Origin of the sequence: Ekhidna sp. (assembly GCF_039960695.1) — a bacterium.
GTDB lineage: Bacteria > Bacteroidota > Bacteroidia > Cytophagales > Cyclobacteriaceae > Ekhidna.
The window spans coordinates 183,626-206,341 of sequence record NZ_JBDVKP010000020.1 but is presented as its reverse complement, the minus strand read 5'-3'; the positions used below and the strand labels follow the sequence as shown (position 1 = coordinate 206,341).

Annotated in this window: 20 protein-coding genes; 10 read left to right on the top strand and 10 right to left on the bottom strand. The window is 39.1% G+C overall.

Annotation, left to right across the window (positions count from 1 at the left end):
* The first annotated feature begins 111 nt into the window (after positions 1-111).
* The 4 genes from nqrF to ABJG98_RS17100 all read left to right on the top strand — a co-directional run bounded on the left by nqrF (position 112) and on the right by ABJG98_RS17100 (position 3,552).
* On the top strand, positions 112-1,407 hold the full coding sequence (gene nqrF, locus ABJG98_RS17115; protein ID WP_348280766.1) for an NADH:ubiquinone reductase (Na(+)-transporting) subunit F: 1,296 nt from the start codon (positions 112-114) through the stop codon (positions 1,405-1,407).
* A 156-nt stretch (positions 1,408-1,563) separates the two neighbouring features.
* Complete coding sequence (locus ABJG98_RS17110; RefSeq protein ID WP_348280765.1) at positions 1,564-1,896, top strand: hypothetical protein; 333 nt, start codon at positions 1,564-1,566, stop codon at positions 1,894-1,896.
* A 97-nt stretch (positions 1,897-1,993) separates the two neighbouring features.
* Positions 1,994-2,341 (top strand): hypothetical protein, encoded by a 348-nt coding sequence (locus ABJG98_RS17105; RefSeq protein ID WP_348280764.1) that lies wholly within the window; start codon positions 1,994-1,996, stop codon positions 2,339-2,341.
* Positions 2,342-2,412: 71 nt separating this feature from the next.
* Positions 2,413-3,552, top strand: coding sequence for a formimidoylglutamase (locus ABJG98_RS17100; protein ID WP_348280763.1), 1,140 nt, complete (start codon positions 2,413-2,415; stop codon positions 3,550-3,552).
* On the opposite strand, the gene ABJG98_RS17095 is transcribed toward ABJG98_RS17100, so the two are convergent.
* The 4 genes from ABJG98_RS17095 to ABJG98_RS17080 form a co-directional block, all read right to left on the bottom strand.
* Positions 3,549-3,737 (bottom strand): PspC domain-containing protein, encoded by a 189-nt coding sequence (locus ABJG98_RS17095; RefSeq protein WP_348280762.1) that lies wholly within the window; start codon positions 3,735-3,737, stop codon positions 3,549-3,551. The two genes, ABJG98_RS17100 and ABJG98_RS17095, sit on opposite strands and share 4 nt — an antisense overlap.
* A gap of 364 nt (positions 3,738-4,101) precedes the next feature.
* A complete protein-coding gene (locus tag ABJG98_RS17090; RefSeq protein ID WP_348280761.1) occupies positions 4,102-5,112 on the bottom strand; it encodes an ABC transporter ATP-binding protein in 1,011 nt (336 codons plus the stop codon).
* A complete protein-coding gene (locus tag ABJG98_RS17085) occupies positions 5,109-6,683 on the bottom strand; it encodes an iron ABC transporter permease (protein ID WP_348280760.1) in 1,575 nt (524 codons plus the stop codon). Before ABJG98_RS17085 ends, ABJG98_RS17090 begins: the two co-directional genes overlap by 4 nt.
* Complete coding sequence (locus ABJG98_RS17080; protein ID WP_348280759.1) at positions 6,664-7,695, bottom strand: Fe(3+) ABC transporter substrate-binding protein; 1,032 nt, start codon at positions 7,693-7,695, stop codon at positions 6,664-6,666. Before ABJG98_RS17080 ends, ABJG98_RS17085 begins: the two co-directional genes overlap by 20 nt.
* Positions 7,696-8,047: 352 nt before the next feature.
* On the opposite strand from ABJG98_RS17080, the gene ABJG98_RS17075 reads away from it, so the two are divergent.
* Complete coding sequence (locus ABJG98_RS17075) at positions 8,048-11,302, top strand: PAS domain S-box protein (RefSeq protein ID WP_348280758.1); 3,255 nt, start codon at positions 8,048-8,050, stop codon at positions 11,300-11,302.
* On the opposite strand, the gene ABJG98_RS17070 is transcribed toward ABJG98_RS17075, so the two are convergent.
* Positions 11,286-11,882: a LuxR C-terminal-related transcriptional regulator gene (locus ABJG98_RS17070; RefSeq protein ID WP_348280757.1), complete on the bottom strand. Its 597-nt coding sequence runs from the start codon at positions 11,880-11,882 to the stop codon at positions 11,286-11,288. The two genes, ABJG98_RS17075 and ABJG98_RS17070, sit on opposite strands and share 17 nt — an antisense overlap.
* A 77-nt stretch (positions 11,883-11,959) precedes the next feature.
* Between ABJG98_RS17070 and ABJG98_RS17065 the strand changes: the two genes are divergently transcribed.
* The 5 genes from ABJG98_RS17065 (at position 11,960) to ABJG98_RS17045 (ending at position 15,479) form a co-directional block, all read left to right on the top strand.
* Positions 11,960-13,315: a response regulator gene (locus tag ABJG98_RS17065; protein WP_348280756.1), complete on the top strand. Its 1,356-nt coding sequence runs from the start codon at positions 11,960-11,962 to the stop codon at positions 13,313-13,315.
* Entirely contained in the window at positions 13,302-13,955 is a 654-nt protein-coding gene (locus tag ABJG98_RS17060) for a response regulator transcription factor (RefSeq protein ID WP_348280755.1), read from the top strand. Before ABJG98_RS17065 ends, ABJG98_RS17060 begins: the two co-directional genes overlap by 14 nt.
* 134 nt (positions 13,956-14,089) lie before the next feature.
* Positions 14,090-14,431, top strand: coding sequence for a hypothetical protein (locus tag ABJG98_RS17055; protein ID WP_348280754.1), 342 nt, complete (start codon positions 14,090-14,092; stop codon positions 14,429-14,431).
* 231 nt (positions 14,432-14,662) lie between these two features.
* Positions 14,663-14,977 (top strand): metalloregulator ArsR/SmtB family transcription factor, encoded by a 315-nt coding sequence (locus ABJG98_RS17050; RefSeq protein WP_348280753.1) that lies wholly within the window; start codon positions 14,663-14,665, stop codon positions 14,975-14,977.
* Between the two features lie 4 nt (positions 14,978-14,981).
* A complete protein-coding gene (locus ABJG98_RS17045; protein ID WP_348280752.1) occupies positions 14,982-15,479 on the top strand; it encodes an SRPBCC domain-containing protein in 498 nt (165 codons plus the stop codon).
* Positions 15,480-15,718: 239 nt separating this feature from the next.
* Here the strand turns inward: ABJG98_RS17045 and ABJG98_RS17040 are convergent, their stop codons facing one another.
* From ABJG98_RS17040 to ABJG98_RS17020, 5 genes are all read right to left on the bottom strand, one after another.
* On the bottom strand, positions 15,719-18,805 hold the full coding sequence (locus tag ABJG98_RS17040) for an efflux RND transporter permease subunit (RefSeq protein WP_348280751.1): 3,087 nt from the start codon (positions 18,803-18,805) through the stop codon (positions 15,719-15,721).
* A gap of 10 nt (positions 18,806-18,815) precedes the next feature.
* Positions 18,816-20,327 carry an efflux RND transporter periplasmic adaptor subunit gene (locus ABJG98_RS17035; protein ID WP_348280750.1) on the bottom strand — a complete coding sequence of 504 codons (1,512 nt, stop codon included), beginning with the start codon at positions 20,325-20,327 and terminating at the stop codon, positions 18,816-18,818.
* 14 nt (positions 20,328-20,341) lie between these two features.
* Positions 20,342-20,884, bottom strand: a complete 543-nt coding sequence (locus ABJG98_RS17030; protein WP_348280749.1) for a hypothetical protein — start codon at positions 20,882-20,884, stop codon at positions 20,342-20,344.
* A gap of 18 nt (positions 20,885-20,902) precedes the next feature.
* On the bottom strand, positions 20,903-22,084 hold the full coding sequence (locus tag ABJG98_RS17025; protein ID WP_348280748.1) for a TolC family protein: 1,182 nt from the start codon (positions 22,082-22,084) through the stop codon (positions 20,903-20,905).
* 78 nt (positions 22,085-22,162) lie between these two features.
* Positions 22,163-22,600, bottom strand: coding sequence for a hypothetical protein (locus ABJG98_RS17020; RefSeq protein WP_348280747.1), 438 nt, complete (start codon positions 22,598-22,600; stop codon positions 22,163-22,165).
* Between the last annotated feature and the right edge of the window lie 116 nt (positions 22,601-22,716).

The following is a 22,716-nucleotide window of genomic DNA, read 5'->3' as shown; positions in this document are numbered from 1 at the left end:
TTTCCAAGTGTTAGAGAGCTAACAACAAAAAAAGGTTCGAATATCCGGCAAATATGGAGTTTCAGATCAACTATATTTGCCCCAATTTTTAAATAAAAAGATTTTAGACATATGTCTTCAATTGTAATTACTTCCATCATTGCCTTCACGGTCTTAATTCTACTTCTAGTCTTAATTCTGCTTTTGGCACAATCCAAGTTGGTTCAGTCGGGGCCAGTCAAGATCACTGTGAATGGTGATTCAGACAATCCAATGGTAACCACAGCAGGCTCTACCCTTCTATCCACCCTCTCTCAAAAGAGTGTCTTTCTACCTTCAGCATGTGGAGGTGGAGGAACATGTGCTATGTGCAAGTGCACGGTAGTTGAAGGTGGAGGTGATGTTCTACCTACAGAAGTGGGTCATTTGAGCAGGACTGAGCAGAAAGAAAATGTGAGGCTGGCGTGTCAGGTTAAAGTAAAGAATGACATGAAGATTGAAATTCCGGAAGAGATCTTCGGAATTAAAAAATGGGAAGCAACAGTTGTAAGAAATTGGAACGTGGCTTCATTTATTAAAGAGTTTGTAGTTGAGCTTCCAGAGGAAATGGATTATGAAGCTGGTGGGTACATTCAAATTGAAGTTCCAAAATGTGAAGTTGACTTTAAGGACATGGAAATTGCGGCGCACCCTGAGGAGCACGATGATCCAAATAAGTTCCAAATGGAGTGGGATAAGTTTGGCTTATGGGATCTGAAAATGAAGAATGATGAGACTATTGAGCGTGCGTATTCAATGGCGTCATACCCAGCTGAAGGACGCGAAATTATGCTAAATGTTCGTATAGCGACTCCTCCTTGGGACCGGGCTAAGAATGGTTGGATGAATGTCAATCCAGGGATTGCTTCATCATACATCTTTGGTCTAAAGAAAGGAGACAAAGTAACAATCTCGGGACCTTATGGTGAATTTTTCATCAATCCATCAGACGCAGAAATGCTCTACGTTGGTGGTGGTGCCGGTATGGCTCCAATGCGATCACATCTATATCACTTATTTAAGACCTTAAAAACTGGAAGAAAAGTAAGTTATTGGTACGGAGGAAGATCCAAGAGAGAGCTTTTCTATCTTGACCACTTCCTTGACCTAGAGAAAAGTTTCCCAAATTTTTCTTTCCATGTGGTACTTTCAGAACCACTGGAAGAGGATAATTGGAAAGCTAAAAACAGTATGGAAGACAATGGAGATGGATTTACAGGGTTTGTGCATCAGGCAGTAATTGATCACTACCTAAGCAAACATGATAACCCAGAAGAAATTGAACTTTACTTTTGTGGCCCACCATTGATGAACCAGGCAGTTCAGAAAATGGGTGAGGATTTTGGAATTCCTGATGAAAATATTCGTTTTGATGATTTCGGTGGATAAAATCAACACTGAAAAAGATTTAAGCCTCACAGTAATGTGGGGCTTTTTTGTTTGATGGTGAATAGGTGTTTTTACTAGATTAAATTCAGTAAAAGACGACTGTGCATTGAAAAGGTTGATTTGCAACTTTGTGTAACCAATTAAACACCCGTTGAAATGATACAATTTGCATTAATACTATCACTTGCCTTATTTGGAACCTCTTTTGAGAGTTCAAAAAGCATGTCAACCTTGCCAAGTATTGAATTCTCTAAACCAATTTTAGAATTTGAAAGTGGTCAGCCTGTTTATCCGAAAGGAACAAAGGCATTCTTAAGAAATTTACCTTCAGATAAATCAAGAGTTGTAATCAATGACAAAGTTGATAAAGTTTTGAAGACTAGACGCGTGGAGGTTTCTAAACTTGTAGAGCTTTCCGAAGGAACCTATACAGTAATGATAGAAACGCGAAACGGCGCTATTGAGACTTTTGGATTTACCATCAAGTAAGATCAGTTATGATTAGAAAAGGCCTCGCAGAAATGTGAGGTTTTTTTTTGCCTCAGAGCAAGGTATTTGTGTATCTTGAAATTACACACCATCAAATATGTCGAAGATTAAAATCCACGCTATTATCTGCAATGTTCCTGATGAATCTGGAACAGATGAAATCTTTTTAAAGGTCGAGAATCTAAAAATCTGGCCAGTAAATTCTAAGTTTCTAAAAATCGGAGTCGATGAAGTGCTTGATGTCAATGTGAGCAGGAATGTTGATGGAGACTGGCTTGAACTGGAGCTTTGGGATTTTGACTATACGAGTCGCAACGACCACTTAGGTTCTTTTCACTTAGACTTAAAACAGGAGCAAGGTCACTATGGAACGATTCTCTCCAATAATACTGAAGTATCCGAACACGCAGATTATATGATTAATTGGGAGCTCTTTCCAGAATAGTAGATTGACATGGTTTTAAATGGAAAATACAACCGTGGAAATTTTATTATCTAGCTGCTTATCTTAGCCCCATGGACTTAAAACTTTTCTTTGATCCTGTTGAAGTAGATATTGATCAAGCACCGGATTCATTCCAGTCTTCAATTTATATCAATAGACATAAAATGCCGGATCATGATGGTTTGGATATTGCCTTGATAGGAATGTGTGAGTTTAGAGGGTCAAACAAAGACATCAATCCTAAATCTGCAGATGAAATAAGGAAACAGATATATCAATTAAAGAAGGGGTATGGAGACTATGGAATAGTGGACCTTGGAAACTTTCGCAATGGCCCAAAATTGGAAGACACCTATTTACGACTTAAAGAAGTTTGTGGATACTTGATGGAAAAAAGCATCATGCCAATCATATTTGGCGGCAGCCATGATTTAGATTTAGGACAATACTATGCTTATGAAACCGCAGAAAAATTGATCTCGGTTTTAAATGTCGATAGTGAGATCGATTTAGATGACGATCAAGCGTTAGAAAAAGAACACATTGGAAAAATGTTTAGACATAGTCCAAATTATCTCTTTAGCTACTATCACCTCGCATTTCAAAGTTATTTAACCAACCAGAAATCTATCGAATTAATAGAAAAGCTATCATTTGAAGCGATTCGGCTCGGCGTAGTAAAAGAGAACATTAAAGATATTGAACCCGTTGTTAGAGATGCTGATATGATGACGTTTGATATGTCTGCATTGCAAGCAATTTATGCACCCGGTGCTTTTAATTCTAAAGTGTACGGTTTAACTGGAGAGGAGGCATGTCAGTTGTGTTGGTATGCGGGACAAAATGAAAAGATGAGTTCTATTGGCCTATACAACTACGACGCATCCAAAGATTCAGATGATCGAAAGACGGCCTTCGTCATGGCCACCATGATATGGTATTTTATAGAAGGATACTATCACCGAAAAGGTGATAAAAATTTCAAATCGAATGATTACCTAATGTATGAAGTCCATCTAGGAGGTGAGCCTGATACCATTCGATTTTATAAAAGTAAGCTTTCAGAGCGCTGGTGGATGGAAGTGCCAAATCCAGATGCTGGAGGTCTTTTCAATAGAAATAGAATGGTAGCCTGCAACTACAGCGATTATGATTTAGCCTTAAAGGGAGAGCTACCAGATAGATGGATGAATTTCTACAACAAAGCCTAATACCTTGGTGGAATTATTATCCAGAGGATAAGGTATACTAGTAATCCGGGGAAAGCGGCACTTACAATAGATAGCACAATATATGCGATTCTCACAAGGGTCGGATCCCAGCCAATGTATTCGGCAATGCCTGCACAAACACCACCGAGCATTCGATCGTTAGATCTGAATAATCTCTTTGTCATTTCCATTCTTCTTTAGTTTAAAGATGAGATTTTTTTAGAAAAATTCCTCAAACTGATGGTTCCAATTTTATCTATCAAGGTTTCGGGAGATTGAGTGTCTACCATAGGGATATTGGTCGGTTCACTTAATAAGTCAGCAGAGTATAGTGACTTTGCATTAAGCGTTAGCAGACACGCTAATAAAATGCCCAATAGAATGAGCAGTGTACGGCTTACTTTAATATTTGTTCGGTTGGTTGCCATTTGACAATCAAATCACAAAACGTATGCCAAAATATGTAAGTAATTGATATATAGTTAATTATGAAATGTCTCAATAACGCATTTGTACAATTATGAACAACTTGATATGGTGAACGAACACTTACTTGAAAATTTGCACCAATTCTTCGGGTACTTTCAAATAAATAGTTTCACCTACCTCATGCATACACCTTTCTGTTTCTAACGATATATATTCATTTGAGTTTTCACTCCCTATCCGTAAGACATCATGAGGGCCTTTAAACTCTTTTTTCAGAATTCTTCCACTTAGATTGTAATCATTTAAAGTGGTAATCTTGATGTTTTCAGGCCGCACAAAAAGTTGCAAATCATCAACACGATCATTTGCGATCTTTAATGTGCCAAAGGATGTATGAATTGAATTATCGTTTACATTTTTTCCTGTTAGGATAACGCTCGCACCAAAAAAGTCTGAAACATAGGGAGAAATTGGGTTCTGATAAACATCGGCAGGCCTACCAACTTGCTGAATTTTCCCCTGTCGCATAACGATCAATTTATTCGCAATGAGAAATGCATCTGACGCTTGGTGACTTACCAAGATCGTTGTGATTTCTAAAGTACGTAGAAGGTCAAAAATCTCTTCACGAATCTTTGCTTTCAATAATTCATCAAGACTGCTGAAAGGCTCATCAAGAATAAGAAGCTGCGGATTTATTGCAAGGGCTCTTGCAAGAGCAACACGCTGCTGTTGACCACCTGAAAGCTCATGTGGATACCTAGTGGCAAGACCTTTGAGTCCAGTCATATCAGTAAGCTTAGTCAGCTTGCTATTGGATTGATCCTTCTTTCGAATCGCGTAAAAAATATTGTCTCTTACGGTCAGATGCGGGAATAATGATAGATTTTGGAAAACAAATCCGAATTTTCTTTTTTCCGGACTCCAGTTAGTAATTTCCTCATCGTTAAGAATAATGCGTCCACTATCAGGCATTTCCAATCCGGATATGATCCTGAGCAACGTGCTTTTACCACACCCACTCTCGCCGGTAAGGGATAATATTTCTCCTTTTTGAATATCTAAGGTGACATCATCCAACACTCTAGTATTTTCAAAGCTTTTGTTGATATGTTCTACACTTAGGTTCACTTTCTATGTAATATTCTATTCAAATAATAAACAGGGACCGCACTCGCAAAAATAATCAGTAGACTAGAGGATGCTGCCCTGGGTGCCATTTCATCTTTAGCATATTGAAAAGCATTAGTCGCTAGTGTTTCATAGTTAAATGGGCGCAAAATCAGAGTTATAGGAAGCTCTTTGGCTACGTCAACAAATACCATAATTAATGAACCCATGAGCACTGGCTTTAAGATAGGAATGTGAATTCGAATCAAATTTCTCAATGAATTACTTCCAAGCGATATAGCTGCATCATCAATTTGGCGTGAAATTTTATCAAAGCCAGATTGAATTGATCCGTAGCCAACAGCAAAAAACCGTACTGTATAGCCAAAAACCAGCGCTGAAATTCCTGAATAGATTAGACTAGGATTGATGATTAAAACCAATGCTATAATTCCTACAGCAATGACTGCACCAGGCATTGCATACCCTAACATCGGCAGTTTACTTATGGTCTTTTTAAATCCTCTTTTATCCACCAACCTAAACGTATAGGCAAGGACAATAGATAGCAACAAGATGATTATACTAGAGAGTGATCCAAGCAATGCGGTGTTTCTAGCCAAGGTTAGCAAATGAGACCATACATCATGTGAATATGCAAGGATGAACCACCACATCAATTGGCAAACTGGGACAATAAATCCAACAAGAAACGGAAAAAAACAAATGGCAAAGGCAACCCATTTTTTTTTTGGTTTAAGCCTTTTGAAAGAACGCTCTGCTTTGTCAATGGAGAATCTCTTCTTCTGATTAGCCCTGAATTCAATGACCAAGAGAACGATCACAAAAATGAGTACAATCATGGAAAGAAATACAGCTGTGGAAAGATCTCCCAAAGCTAGCCAGGATCTAAATATGCCGACTGTAAACGTGGGAATGCCAAAATATGATACTACACCATAGTCATTAAGCACCTCCATGATTACTAAAATAAGTCCGGCAAAAATGGCAGGCCATGCAAGTGGTAAAACCACCTTTCTAAACGTTTTTTTCATTGGTTGGCCCAACGAGCGAGAAACTTCTATTAGGGAAGCGGATTGGAGTAAGAAAGCAGATCTAGATGTAATATATACATACGGATAAAGGACAAGACTCATCACCAGTATGGCTCCTGTATGATTCATGATGTCTAAATAAATATCCACATTGAGCCACCTCAGAAAAATGCGTATCGGACCTGCGTAATCGGTGAGCCCGACGTAGGCAATGGCATTGATAAATGTTGGTATTGAAAGAGGTAGGATGAGTAACCACTCAAACTTACGCCTGAATGGAAAATCGTACACAGTAACAATCCATGCTGTAGCTACACCAATAATCAAAGTGATGGCAGAGGTTCCAATTACCAATATGGATGTATTCCAAAGGTAGAGGGGTAGTAAGTTACTGGTAATGTGCCTCAGGTTTGAGGTATCTAACATAAATGAGCGACTCGCAACCAGCACCAATGGAAGCAAAATTGCAACCAGAATTATGTTAGCAGCGAGTCGCCATGAAAGGTATCTGGGTTGTTTAATTCCAGCCAGCTTCATCAAATATTTTTATAGCCTGATCCAGTAAGTCTGGATTGGTAGCATAATCCAGGTCATCTATTTTGAACTCTCCCCATGCAGCAACTGTAGAATCAGGAGATACGTCTTTGTGGACCGGATATTCAAAAGAGGTAGCTGCATAAAATTTTTGTATTTCTTCACTTGTCAAAAATTCAATAAATCTAACAGCATTAGCCTTGTTTGGCGCATTTTTAGTTACACCAACACCACTTATGTTGATATGTCCACCACGTCCATCTTGGTTAGGAAAGTAGATGCCTACTCTTTGTCCAGCTTTTACTTCTTCAGAATTATCAGAGTTAAGTAGTAACCCCACGTAGTAAGTATTAACCACAGCCAAATCTCCTATGCCCGATGCAATAGCTTTTATTTGATCCCGGTCACCACCTTTAGGTTCACGAGCCATGTTTTCAACAATTCCCTTAGCCCATGCGCTAGCTGCTTCTTCGCCATTTTCGTAAATGATAGATGAGAGTAAAGATTGATTGTATGAACTACCCGATGATCTGATCAAAATTCGATCATTCCATTTCTCATCAGCTAAGTCTTCGTAAGTCGAAAGCTCTGCAACGGTTACATCTTCTTTGTCATAAGCTATGACTCTTGCGCGATAAGTAATGGCATACCAGTTTTTGTCCAGGTCAATAAAGCCTTCCTTATTGTTGGTATTGGCATCTACTGACTGCAACAAACCCATAGCTTTAGCTCTGTTTAGTTTTGCTGCATCTACAGTGATCAATACGTCAGCTGGAGAATTTTCACCTTCCATCTCTAAGCGGTTTATAAGTTCATCAGCACCCGCTTTTACCAGATTTATTTTGATACCTGTTTCTTTAGTGAATCGCTCAAAAGCTTGTTTGTCTGCATCATAATGTCTGTGGGAATAAACATTTAATACTTGATCTTCTGATGCCGTACTTTCCTCTTTATTTTCTGATTTGCCTGAACAGGCGATAGTTAATGTGAGTAGTAATAGCTTTATATATCGCATTGTGTTTGTTTTTAGGCAAATGTAATTATTTAGAATCAATCTAAATAGAGTTTTTGGGCACAAAAATAGGCACCCCTCCCGAGGCACCTAATCACCTAATCACACTGCTGAACGCATTGTATTCTTAATTACAAGATTCTATACTAATCGAACCTCTGACTTCTTCATTTTAGAAGTTTGAATTTCTTTCTCGCAAAGAGATATAATGAGTGGAAAATTGCTACCTCGTGGTTACGATGAAATTGATTTAGTCAAAATGACTATCAATGGAAATCAATTGAAATTTGACGGTTGGCTTTCATGTTATTCTAATAAATTTATCGTTACTGAAAAGTAATAAATCAGCCACCTTTTGGATACTCAAATAGATATACTACACAAGAATGTGCTCGAGAGCATGCCTCACGGCGTGTTGCAAGTGGACTTAAAAGGCGTGATAGTCTATGCCAACAACGCGGCGTTCAAGTTGTTAAATATTGATAATCGATCAAATTTAATTGGAACACACTATTCTAGTTTTGAGGTTGCCCGATATGAAGATGGTGAATCCTTTACTGATCAAGAGCACGCATTATATACAGTCTTGACTAAAAAAAAGCCTGTTACTTCTTCATTACAGGGTATAATTATTGACGATAAATTAAAATGGCTTTCAGTTGATGCCACACTATTGTTTGATGAAAATAAGGAGCCAATAGGCGCAATATGCAACCTGGCAGACATTACTGAGAAGATCATTAAAGATGAACAGCAGAAACACGAGGAAGGTCGATACAAAATTCTTGTTGAAAATCTTAATGCAGTTGTTTGGGAAACGAAGATCGGCACCCAAACCTTTTCATACATTAGTCCAAAAGCAAGTGAATTATTAGGATTCCCAATAAAAAAATGGCTAGAGGAAGGCTTTTGGCAATCAAGAATTTATAAAGAAGATCGAGAACGGGTAGTTGGCTATGAAAGGCACAAAGCGCCAGATACCAATAGCTATCAGCTGGAGTATCGCCTGGTCCATAAAAATGGAGATATAAAGTGGGTGCAGGATATGGTTGAAGTGGTGAAGGTGGGTGGAAAGCCAGAACTACTGCGAGGGTTGATGCTTGATATCACAGACAAGAAAAATTCTCGTCTGAAGCTGCGAGAAAGTGAATCCCGGTATAGGCAGATGATTAATGAGGCACCCTATGCCATTACTATTTATGACAGAGAAGGGACTTTGGTTGCAGCCAACTCAAAATCTGAAAAATATTGGCTCATTAATCTTGATGAGTATATAGGGAAGTTTAATATTTTCAATAATGAGCTATTCATAAAGAATTCCCAGGTAGACGAGATTAAGAAGGCTTTTGATGGGGAGATGGGAGAGATTATAGCAGAAATTCCGCTTACTCATGCTGACTCTTCAAAAACATATCGCATCAAATATTATCCTCTTTTTGATACAGAAGGACAACTTGATAATGTGGTCTATTTTACTGAGGACATTACTAACTATCAAGAAGCTGATAAAAAAATAAAGAGAGAGGAATCTTTAAAACAGGGCGTTTTGGATGCTTTAGATGAGGCCATCTTAGTTGTAGATGAGCATGGGATCATATTGAGTGTAAATAGAAACCTTAGACTCTATATTAAAAATCAACCCTATGCTGGGCTACAAATTGGTAAGTCCGTTTTCGGTTTTATGGATTTTTTTGGTGAAGGTGAATACCTTAAAAAAGGACTAAAATCGATTCTGGATCAAAAGACGAAATCGCTAGATCATGAAATGAAGCTAGCAGATGGTAAATGGTATAACCTACGGGCAACCAGGCTCAATGAACCGTTCGGTGCTGTTATTTCCTTACAAAATATCAACACTCGAAAGGAAATTGAGATGGCATTGGAAAAATCCCTTAAGAAGTATCGAAGTATCTACAATAAGGCTCCGGTAATGATGCACTCAATTAACGAGCGTTTGGAAATAATTAGTGTCAGCGATTTCTGGTTGGATAAGATGGGATATGAAAGAAATGAAGTCATAGGTAAATCTCCCTATGATTTTATGGTTGAAGAAAAAGGAGGCGTCGTACAAAGTAATCTAGATAAGCTGTTTAATGACGGATTTATTAGGAATATAGAATATCGGTATGTGAAGAAATCAGGAGAGATAATGAATGTGCTTCTGTCTGCTGTTGCAGAATATGACGAAGAAGGTAATTTTGAACGATCTATCACTGGTATGCTTGACGTTACAGACTTGAAAGCGGCTGAAACAAGACTTCAAGACAGTCAGGCTAAACTACTAGAAGCCCAACGTATTTCTAAAATTGCAAACTATGAATATGACGTTGTAAGTGGATCTTTTACTCCCTCAGAAGAAATGATTGCTATGATGGGATTTTCAGATTCTCAGCGTCATGTCTCCGTAATTGAGCAATTAATTCATCCAGATGACCTTGCTGAGTTCAAGGAAAAATTGAATAAGTGCATTAATGAAGGGAAAGACTTTTTTCATTTTTATCGAATTCATCATCTAAAGTCTGGGAAAATTAAATGGATCTCAGGGCGAGGTAAGATGATCAAAGATGTCAAAGACAATGTCATCCGAATGATCGGTACAATCCAGGATATTTCGGAGCAAAAGCAGGCAGAGCAAAAAATACGACGATTATCCGATCGTATCCTCCTCGCGACAGAGATCGCGAATCTTGGAGTATGGGAATACGATAGGGAAACCGACGAAATTTTCTGGGAAGATCAAATGTATTCTATTTTCACCATGGTAGATAGCCCAGTGCCTATCAAAAAGCTAGAATCTTATCTTGTAGATGATGATAAGACTATTGTAGAGAGAAGTCTGAAGTTAGTCAAACAAGGTATTAACTTTTTGGAATCTGACTTTCGAGTAAAAATTGAGGCGGAGGAAAAGTATTTGCGGGCATTTACAAGAATCATTAGAGATCGTAATGGTAAAATAAAAGGGATGGTTGGTGTCATCTATGATATTACCGCGGATAAACGACTGCAAATGCGCTTAGAATCTTCGCTAGAAGAAAAAAATATACTCATAAAAGAGGTGCATCACCGAGTGAAAAACAATATGCAATTAATCTCCTCAATTTTAGCTCTCAAATCTTATGATCTTGATGATGATAAATCGAAGGCCATATTTAATGAGGTAAATGATCGCATTAAGGCCATGTCAGTCATTCATGACAAGCTGTATACTTTCAATAATGTTTCGGAAATTAATATAGGTGAATACTTACAGCATATTGCCCAAGAGTTACAAATACTTCAAGGTTCATCTTCCATCAGTATCGAGGTAGAATCTGAAAAAATAATCCTTGATGTAGAAAAGGCCCTGCTAATAGGGTTGATGGTGAGTGAGATGGTGGGAAATGCACTAAAGCATGGATTCAAGGTTGGCCAACAAGGGAAAATATCTATTCTCTTCAGCAAGGAGCCCGGACATTTTTTACTGAGAGTTCTGAATGATGGCGAAAAGATGCAAGAACAATTACTTGAAAGCAGCACAGGTCTTGGCGTTTCTTTAGTGAAAACTTTTGTAAAACAACTTGGAGGGAAGGTTGAAGTTGATAGTGAAAATGGTCTTAGAGCGAGTTTCTAAAGTCCGCCGAATAATCAAGTAAAGTCTGGATCAGACCGCTAGTGGTTTTTGATCCAATCTTTCGCATGATATTCCCTTTATGTGCATTGACTGTACGAACACTGAGATTAAGATTTTGAGCAATCTCTTCGTTAGTCAAATCTTTCATCATTAAGATCAGAATTTCATTTTCTCGGTCAGTTAGCGATTTTATCTTTTCAGCAATCCTATTTGCTTTATTTGAAAAAAGCATCCCAATCATCACTTCATTGTAGTAGATATCATTTTCTAAGGCAACCTGCAGTGTTTTAAGAATATCTGAGGCCTCCATCGAAAGAGAAATAATACCATTGATATCGAACCGTGAAGTGTATTGGATCAATAGCGGACGTAATTCAAAGCAAAAAAGCACTTTTGGAATCTCCTGTTTATATTTCTCAATTTCAGCAGGCGATATATTTTCAGAATCAACAACAATTAAGTCAACACCCTCAGAATATTCATTAGCAAGGGAAAAAGTCGTTGGACATATTTCATCTAATATGAGGTATAGATAATTAGATAATGAAGCATTTTTAGACGCGATAAAAATCTCTTTCATATTGTAAACCCTTTCTGAGCACTTTCAATTGTAATATCTCACAAAATCTTATAAATTGATAGTATTCGAATGCACCTATGGGAAAAATTTTAGTCGCTGAAGACTCGCTAATTGTAAACCAACACATCAAACACGCGCTTGAATCCGGGGGACATGAGGTCATATCTGTATACTCCGGAAAAGAGGCAGTAAAAGTTGCCTCCGAAGAGGTTCCAAACCTAATACTCATGGACATCATGATGGAGACAAACTCCGACGGAATTGATGCTGCATTTGAAATAAAACAAGATCTAGACATTCCTATCATCTTTCTCACGGCTTTAACAGATGAACCAACCATCGAAAAAGCGAAGTTTAGCTTACCGTATGGATATGTAGTTAAGCCATTTAATGAAGCAGAGCTTTTATCAAACATTGATGTGGCTTTGTATAAAGCACAGGCCGAAAAAAAAATAAAGGAAAACAGTGAGCTTTTCCAAGCCATTATTAACTCCATTGATAAAGCTATATTTCTATTGGATTCTCGTGGAATTATAAAATATACCAACACAGTAATAGAGCAAATCACCTCCCGCTCCTTTGATCAACTGATGGATAGAGACATTAATGAAGTCTTAACCTTTACCGATATAAATGGTGAAAAATATCCAGAAATTGTAGGGTTGGAGGAAGCTACTGAAGTGGAGTTGATACTTGATGATTCAGATCGTGTTTATGGCGATTTTTATTCTCACAATGTTTCGTTAGATGAAGAATACACACTTTTCTTTTTCAAGGACATCACCGAAAGAGTTAGAATAAGAGAAGCCAATGAAGATATTAAAAACAGACGATTACTTTCATTCATTGAAGGTCAAGAAAAGGAGCGTGAACGAATAGCACGAGACCTTCATGATGGCGTAGGACAAATAGCTAATATGATTAAGTTGGCTGTAAAGAAAGGAGACACACAGGATGTTTTAGTAGATATGGTAGATCAGTTCCTTGATGAAATGAGAAAAGTTACCGATGGATTACTTCCCACATTACTTAGCGATTTTCCTATTGATGTTTGTTTAAAGAAAATTGTGGATCAAGCAAATAAAAGTTCCAATATTAAATTTGAATTACGCGCGGAGGATTTGCCCGAGTTAGATATGAAACTCAAAGTCAATATTTATCGCATTTCGCAAGAAAATATTTCCAATATCATTAAGCATTCCAATTCATCCACAGCTTCTATTCAGTTATACGGATTTGATGATCATATTCAGATGACCGTTGAAGATGACGGAGAAGGCTTTGAAATAGGCGATTACAAAGACGATACATCGCATCATGGTTTGCAGAATATTCTATTTAGAGCTGAAGTGTTAAATGCAGAGTGTAATATTGATACCAAGAAAGGCTCCGGTACCTTTATAAGTTTAAAAATTCCATATGAAAAAGACTAAACTATTTCTCGTTGAAGACCATGAATTGGTTAGAAAGGGAGTTCGCAGTATCATTGATATGGATCAGACGATCGAAATCATTGGAGAGTATGATCGTGCAAACAAAGCGATAACATCATTAGATGAAGGGAACATACCGGATATCATACTTATGGACATTTCAATGCCAGAGATGACAGGATTGGAAGCTTCTAAGCTAATTGGAGAAAAATATCCTGACATAAAAATCATCATTTTAAGTATGTATAAAGATGAAGAATATGTGATGGAAGGCTTAAACTTCAACATTGCTGGATATGTGGTGAAAGACAGTGTGGCAGACGAAATTTTAGTAGCCATTGAGAAAGTTTTGAGCGGAGGAAAGTTTTTTAGTAGAGAAGTAATAGATACTGCTCTCAACTCCTACAAAGAAATAAAGCGAGAGAAGAAAAAAGCAGAAAGCGTTCAATTAACAAAACGAGAAATTGAGGTTTTAAACGATATTTCTAATGGGTTGAAAAGTCAGGAAATAGCCGATAAGCTATTTATATCCGAAAGAACTGTCGAGGCACATAGAGGAAATATCATGAAAAAACTTCACGCAAAAAACATGGCTGAACTCATCAAAAAAGCCATGAATCTAGGACTCATAGAGACCTGAATGATAGTTATAATGACTATCAAAAGAGTCGTATTTTCCTGCTAGCTATACTATTTATCAAATAGTACATTTGATAGTATTTGTATCATTCTGCTTATAAGCCACCACATGTAGGACAGTTTGATTTTACAGCTATGATTATATCTAACACACATCAAATAATTAACGCACTAAAAAAAATGGTGCCCGGTGGCTTTGTCTTTGTCATGGATACCACGGATAGATCTTTCGTCTATAAATGCTCAAGCAACCCAACATATGAGCAGCAAGTAATTTCATTAGACAAAATTCATGGCATTGATACGCTCACGAAATTTACCGACTTCTATTCTCATGAAGATGAAAAGTCAATTGTAAAACTTAAGCGAATAGGTCAAAATACTTTTATGGGACTCTGTGCTTCTAAACACAAGTTTTCTGAAGACCAATGGAATGCTGCAGATAGCTTTCTTCAAGTAAATCACTTAGTATCTTAAAAGAAGATCAGCATTAAGCCCAGTCTCCGTGAACTCCAAGGAATTCACGGATCGCACTTACCAACTACATATAAGTCCGAAACCGGTATTGAGACTATTTGTCCTTATCGATACTTTGAATAAGCTAAACTCACGACCTCAGATAGCCCAGTAGCATTGCGTTTGTTTTTATATTTTTTGCGCAAGTGATTGTTTGCGTATATATTTGCAAGCGATTACTTGCATATAATTATGAGACGAGATCCATTTCATGCGATAGCAGACCCCACTAGAAGAGCAATATTGGTATTGATTGCCGCTCAGGCATTAACTCCTAATGCGATTGCTGAACATTTCGACACTACGCGTCAGGCTGTATCAAATCACATCAGGATTTTAAGTGAATGCGATCTGCTCAAGCAGGAAAAGAGTGGTAGGGAAATTCACTATCACATAAACCATGATAAAATGAAAGAGATCGACAATTGGTTGGAACAGTTCCGGAAAATTTGGGACGATCGTTTCAGTCAGCTGGACAACTTATTATCAACAATGAAAAAGAAGTAAAAAAATGAATCTACAATTCGACTTCCTTGTAGACAAGGAGAAAAACACCATAACAGTAAAAAGAGAGTTTGCCGCAGAACGGCACTTGGTATGGGATTGCTACACCAAAAGTGAACTGATCGACCAATGGTTTGCACCCAAGCCATTCACTACTAAGACCAAATCCATGGACTTCAGCGAAGGAGGACATTGGCATTATGTGATGGTTGATCCCGAAGGAAAGGAATATTGGGGCTGGACCGAATACACCAAAATCAAACCTATTGATTTTTACGATACGCTAGATGCCTTTAGTGACGCTGATGGTAATCTAAATACTGACCTGCCTAAAGCAGAGTGGCATGTTCATTTTTCGGATAAAGGAGCCAATGCGCTAGTACAAACTACAGTAACCTATAACTCACTTGCAGATTTGGAAGCAGTGATAAACATGGGCATGAAAGAAGGCCTGTCATCAACATTGGAAAGGCTAGATGAGCTATTGCTAACCCTCAACAAATAAGAACTAGATATGCAATTAATTTCCTTTGGGATACAAAAGAAAGCCCCTCATACATTTAATACGAGGGGTTATCAAGAAATTGATGCTCTTAAGTGAACTCGCAGCGAAATACCTTAGATCCCCTCTTATCTAATTTTACTTTCCTGCAATACGAAATTCAATAACCTGAAACTAGATTTACTTTCATTTGCGCTATTTGCTATAAATGAAAGCCTCGTGAATCAGAGATTGTCGATATTTCAAAACATCCGATTCATCTTTATAAGTCTATAAACACAAGGAATTACAATCAAATTCAACAAAGTAGCTGACAGTAAACCACCAAGAATCACTACCGCCATCGGACTTTGAATTTCATTACCTGGTTCTCCTCCCTTCAAAGCAAGCGGAATCAGTGCAAGTCCTGTCGTGAATGCTGTCATTAAAATAGGATTCAAACGATCCAATGCACCCACTTGTAACAGTTCTAAACCAGCCTTTCCTTCTTTCCTCAAATCCTCATATCTTGACACCAACAAGATGCCGTTCCTTGTAGCGATACCAAACAAGCTGATAAAGCCGATAGTGGCCGCAATACTGATAATACCAGAGGTAAAATAAACGATCAAAATCCCACCAATCAGAGCTAGAGGAAGATTGATCAATACGATGAAAGAGAGTTTGACATCCTGAAACTCATAATAGAGCAAAAGGAAAATAACCAAGATCGCAAGTACGGCTGTGATCAGCAGTAATTGAGAAGCCTTAGCTTCACTTTCAAATTGCCCACCGTAAACCACCCGGTACCCTTCAGGTAATTCAACTGAACTTTCGATGATTGTTTGTATTTCATTGACCACACTTCTCAAATCCCGTCCTTGAACATTAGCCGCCACAACTATCTTACGCTGTACATCTTCTCTGCTGATTGTATTGGGTGTGCTGACAGAAGAAACAGAGGCCAACTGATTAAGGGAAGTTTGACCACCATTCGGTAGACTAATCAGAGCAGATTCAATCACCGAAATACTGTTTCTGAATTCGGGCTGAAATCGGACGATCAGGTCAAAATATTTCTGTCCTTCATACATTTCCCCTGCTTTCTCGCCGGCAAATGCTACGTCCACTTGTTCCATCAAATTGCCAACGGTCATGCCGTATGCAGCTAGCATTTGTCTCTTAGGAGTAATTCGCAACTGCGGAACTTCTACTTGCTGATCCACAGCCACGTCTGCAATTCCGTCTATGTTTTTGATATTGTTTTCAATCTGTTTACCAATTTCAAACAGTCGTTGCAAATCTGAACCGAACACCTTAATGGCAATGTTGGCTCGCGTACCCGAAAGCATGTGATCAATCCGGTGTGCAATTGGCTGTCCCAGGGTGATATTTGCACCCGGCACCACACTCAGCTTGCTCCGAACTTCTTCGAAGAATGCTTCCTTGCTTTTGTCTGTCAACGTAAATGGCACGTCAATCTCCGCAGCGTTCACACCTTGTGCATGTTCGTCAAGTTCAGCTCTTCCCGTTCTTCGTGTCACCACTTCTACCTCCGGCATTTCAAGTAGTAGCTCTTCTACCAGAGTGCCCGTTTTGTTACTTTCCTCCAGTGACATACCTGGTAGACCGACAACACTAATGACTAACGAGCCTTCATTAAATTCTGGCAAGAAACTTCTGCCAAGCTGCGTTAAGAAAACCAAACTAATCAAGAATGCTCCGATGGTCAATCCGATGACTATTTTTGGTACTCGAAGTGCACCCCCCAACATTTTGGAGTAGCCTTTTTGTAGCCATCTTTCTACTCTTGTACCATCCGCTTGCTTTGATAACACTTTGTCACTCTTTAGTAGATACGAACATAGGACAGGAGTAACTGTAACAGCCACCACCAGTGAAGTAAGAACCGAGGTGATAAATGCGATCCCTAGCGGTTGCAATAAGCGACCCTCCATTCCACTAAGGAAAAAGAGCGGAATGAACGAAACAATGATAATCAGCGTGGCAATAATGATGGAACTTCTGATTTCCACTGACGCATCTTTCACAACCGTAAGGATCGGCAATCGTTCTTCTTTTGGTTTACGGATATTTTCACGCAAGCGCTTAAAGACATTCTCCACGTCAATAATCGCATCATCCACCAATGCACCAATGGCTATGGCCATTCCTCCCAAACTCATCGTATTGATCGTATAACCTAACATCTTCAACACGATTATGGAAACCAACAATGAAATAGGAATTGCTACCAAAGAGATAACTGTCGTTCGCCAATTCATCAAGAAAATGATCAAGACGATGACTACAAAAAATGCTCCTTCTAAAAGTGTCTGATTCAGATTAGCGATAGATGCCTCAATAAAATTGGCCTGTCGGAAAATGTGACTTTTGATTCCCACACCCTCAGGAAGCGTCTTTTGCATTTCAGCAATTGCTTCATCCAAACTCTCTGTTAATTCTAGTGTATTGACATCCGGCTGCTTGGAAATGGTCAAAATAACTGCCGGAGATGCATTCAACGAAGCGTCTCCAATCTTGTCAGCAGCACCAACCTGAACAGTGGCCACATCTTTGATTTTGATCGTCTGTTGATTGACTTGCTTCAATACAGCCTCTTGTAAATGTTCGACCGTATTAGCGCGTCCATTCCCTTTCACAAGGTATTGATTACTATGCTGATTGATTACTCCTCCGGGTGCATTCATATTGGACTCTTCCACCTTTTTGAGGAGTTCGTCCAGCGTGACATTGTAATACTTCAGTTTTTCGGGATGTGCAAAAACCTGATACTGCTTGTAGTCTCCACCTATTACAATCACATTGGCGATTCCTCCAATGGATTTAATTCTAGGTCGGATCGTCCAGTCAGATAAGGTTCTGAGTTCCATCGGTGATAAGTTATCGGAGGTGACTGCTAGCAACATGATTTCTCCCATAATGGATGAAATAGGTGCCATAGTTGGCGTCCCCACTCCATCGGGTAGGTTCTCACGAACCATAGGAATACGTTCACTTACAATTTGCCGAGCACGGTAAATATCCGTTCCCCATTCAAACTCAATCCAGACAATGGAAATACCCGCTGCAGATGACGAACGAATCCGCCGTACATTGGGAGACCCATTCATGGCCGTTTCCAATTGATAAGTGACCAATTTTTCCACCTCTTCCGATTCCATTCCGTGCGCTTCTGTCAGTATAGTAACTGTTGGAGCTGTGAGGTCAGGAAATACATCCACATTCATGTTTCGGGCTATATAAATCCCCGAGACACTCAGTAGCATGGCTGCCAAAAGCACCATCAGGCGATTTTGGAGCGATATTGATAATATTTTATTTAGCATGCTACTTTATTTAATGATCGTGTCCATGTGCTGGAACGGCGCCTGACATAGCCGCCATTTTTACCTGATAGGCTCCTATGCTCACCACCATTTCTCCAACTTCAAGTCCAGATGTTATTTCTACCGAATTGCCGTTTTTACGACCGATGGTAACCGGCCTTCTTTCGAAGCTCTCTCCAGACAATTCCACAATAACTGAATAACTTCCATAATCTTCTAGCAATGAGGACGTAGGAATCACAGTTGATTTTCTAGGTTTTCCTACAGAAATCTGCACCTCTGTGAAACTACCTTCCGGCATTTCTACAGCATCGTTAATCTGCGAATAGATGGACAGTAGAGGTCTGTCGCTTTTCACTACTTTTCCAACCGAAAGAATTTTTCCTCCGGTTGCATTTAAGCTAGACCATTTTCCTTCTTTAGGTTGATACCAAACATCGAAAATGTTATTCAGTTTTGATGCATTGGCCGAACTGACTTGCGCTTCCAACAAACTGGATTGATGGCTGGAAATGGTCAATAACGATACACCTTCTTCTACAAATGCACCATTTTTAACAACCACACCTTTGATATAGCCATCAAACGGAACAATGATCTGCTTGCCATTGGCACCATACCCCGCGCTCAGGGTCTCGAACTTTAATTTGGCAACCAGGTATTTTTGCTCTTCTTGCTCGAATTCCGCTTTGGAAACAATCTTTGATTCGTACAGCTTCTGCTTACGTTCATATGCAGACTTGGCCTGATCGAAATTGGCTTTAGCCATTTTTATCTGCGCATCCATATTGTTGGAGGTAAGACTGGCACTGCTCACTGTCATCAATACTTGTCCTTTCCTCACCTTGCTCCCTTCATTGAGGCTATTGCCAAGAAAAGTGACCGTACCACTCACAGGAGCAGGAAGCGTCTGATAACCTGAAGATGAAACTTTCCAAATGCCTGAAGTTGGAATCATTTCGTAGACTTCACCCAATTCAGCCAAAGCAGTTTGAAAGTCAATCTTCCAAGCTTGCTCTTTCAAGAAAGTAATGGAACCGTCATCGGACTCTTCACCTCCTAATACCTCTATGGCTTCCTCAATAGAAGCAAATACCCGAACATCCTTCATAACAATTCTGTCTGAAAGTGTTGGCGTTTTTAAATCAAATATCAGCTGGTAAATGCCTGCTTCTTTTGGATGCAGTACAGGTCTGAAAATCCCAGGAGAGGATGGTGCATCCATCGTGTGGCGAATTCCATTATCCCCCTTGATTAAACTTACCGTTACACTTCCTTCACGCACAGGCTTGTGCTTTTCCATAAACGTGAAGTGTGCTGCAAAGCGACTCGAACTTCCGACAACAAGAGCTGGAAACTCTACGAATAACTCCGTTTTCTCCGTCCAGTTAGTGGCGTTAAGTGTAGGTGTTTTAATACCTTCAGTAACGTGACTGCCATCCGGTGCATGAGCATGTCCATCTTCATTTGCTGACTTGCAGGACATTGCAATCAGTACAATCAATACAATTAAAAATCTCATTTTTTAGTTGTTTATTACTTCAATCCAATTACTTTGTATTTTCCTTCTGTGATGAGTGTAACCACTACATCATTAGCCGAATTATTCTTCCAGTACCATCCATGTGAACCTGCAAACGGCATGGTAGCCGTGCCTTTCATCTTGGTTGCACGTGAGATCACATAGCTTTCAAAGTATTTAGTCTGTTCGTAATCCAAAGGCTCACCATGAAAGTCAGAATGCAATGAAACATTGGCTGACCATTCATATATTAGCTTTTCATATTGATCTAGATAGAATTTGTATTCCACTCCTTTTCCAGCGGGCACTGTCACTTCTACCTGGCCTTTTTGATTTTCAATTGCTTCTATTTTGGCTTCTGTAGTCAATGCAAGTTCAGCACTAGCATCACCATCTACCTTAAATTCCTCTTGATCAGCATGATCGTGTGTCGCTTCATCGTGTGAATGACCACCTTCAGTACCATGCTCATGGCCATGATCGTCTCCCGATGTTTTAGTATTACATGCTGCTGAAAGCAGAATAACGAGTGCAAAAAGTATGTTTGAAGTTTTCATAATTGTAATGTTTGAGATTTATAATTGATGTTTTAAAAGTTCAGCCTGAAGCTGATTTAATTGTTTTTCCATATCCAGCATTGCATCAAACGCCTGCCGATAAAATTGAAGCTCGACGTAATAATCCATGAAGGAAATCTGTCCCAGATTGTATGCTTCCAGCAATAAGCTGTCGCTATTCAATCCATTGAGCGTGCTATTGTATTCCTGAAACTTGCCAAGCAAAACCTGATACTCATTGTATCGCTTTTCAAAATCAGCATACGCCATCATGGTTTGGGATTCGCCAAATGATTGCTGGTACTCCAATTTTGATTGAGCAGCTTTCACTTTGTGCCGATTGCTCCAAAGTGGGATAGAGATACCAGCATAGATTCCGGAATAATTGGATCCCGCAATGCCTTGGTAGTTATATCCAGCTGTCAGATTCGGAAGGGACTTATTTTTGGATAGACTTACTTCCAAATTGCTCACTTCCTCTTTGTTGCTGACCATTCGTAGTTTGGGGTCATTAGCATTTATCTCCTGCCACAGACTTTCTTTTTCTGCTAATACTAGATCATTCGCATAGTCAGTTGAAGAAAAATTGATAGGCTCGCCACCATTTAGGTTTTGCAATAAAAGCAACTGATTTTGTCGATCGTTCTGCAACTGTTGGACTTTGAACTGCTCCTTCATCCAGGCTATTTTGGCCTTGTTCAATTCCAGAATTCCGACTTGTTCAGACCTAAAAAGTTCCTGAACCTGATCAAAAAGAGTCTTGGCTTGAGCCACTCGTTGGTGTTCGATGTTTAGTCGCTTATTGAGAGCAATCAAGTCATAAACATATTTCTGAGCAGCCAATAAAACCTCTTGTCGCTTTAATGCATAGTCTAGATTCAGCTTTGCCACTTTAGAATCAATGAGTCTATTTCGAGCTCTATACACCGTAGGGAATTCGAAAGACTGGCTTATCTGAAACTCGGAGTAATCTCCCGTATTATGCTCACCTAATGGTAGATAATAGGCTCCAAGTTGAGGGTCAGGAAGCGTATTTCCAGATTTCAATTCAAGCTCCTTGCTCTCCATCAATGAAGTAAATGCCTGGAGCTCCTTATTATTTTTTTCAACTTCCTGCAAAATGCCTGTCAAATTAGTTTGAGCTATTATTCCCAATGACAACAGGTATACGCAGCAAGCGAATACTATTTTTTTAAACATGTAAATGAAATTTAGGATGAATCAATAATTCAACGGATGTACATCCGCATATCCAAGATGGGTGTCCATCTTTGGTGATTATCCTAGAGAAGGTGGGCCTCTCAGAGAACCCGATGATAAGTACGGAGTTTTGGTGGGGTCTGGGGGATCTTGCCAGAAAATTTGTTCTTCCTGATCCCTAACCTTATTAGATAATCTCCCTGTTTGAACAGTTGCCGCAACCGCAACTATTTTCATGGTTGATTGCTGCTTAGTGATGCTCTTAGCAACTAGTATATTATCAGCTTGAACACTGTGCGCATGAGTTCCGAAGAGAAAGCCCAAAAGGTCGAAATCTTCATTGGCATCTTCATCATGGTGGTGGTGATCTCCATCATGTGAATGCTCTGATTGCGAAACGGTGATATGCTCAGCAGTTTCATGATCATGGTGAACATGAGGCATTACCTGATGCAGCAGGTACATACTGAATATGCTCAAAAATGAAATGGCCGCTATCTTTTTATATCGCTGCATTGAATGACAAAGGAACATCAAATCAATTTGTAATCAAAAGAATCAACTAGACCAAAAGCAGAGGAAGTAGCACTACAGTGTTTCTGTATAGCTCTCTAAGAGGCATTTTCTATATC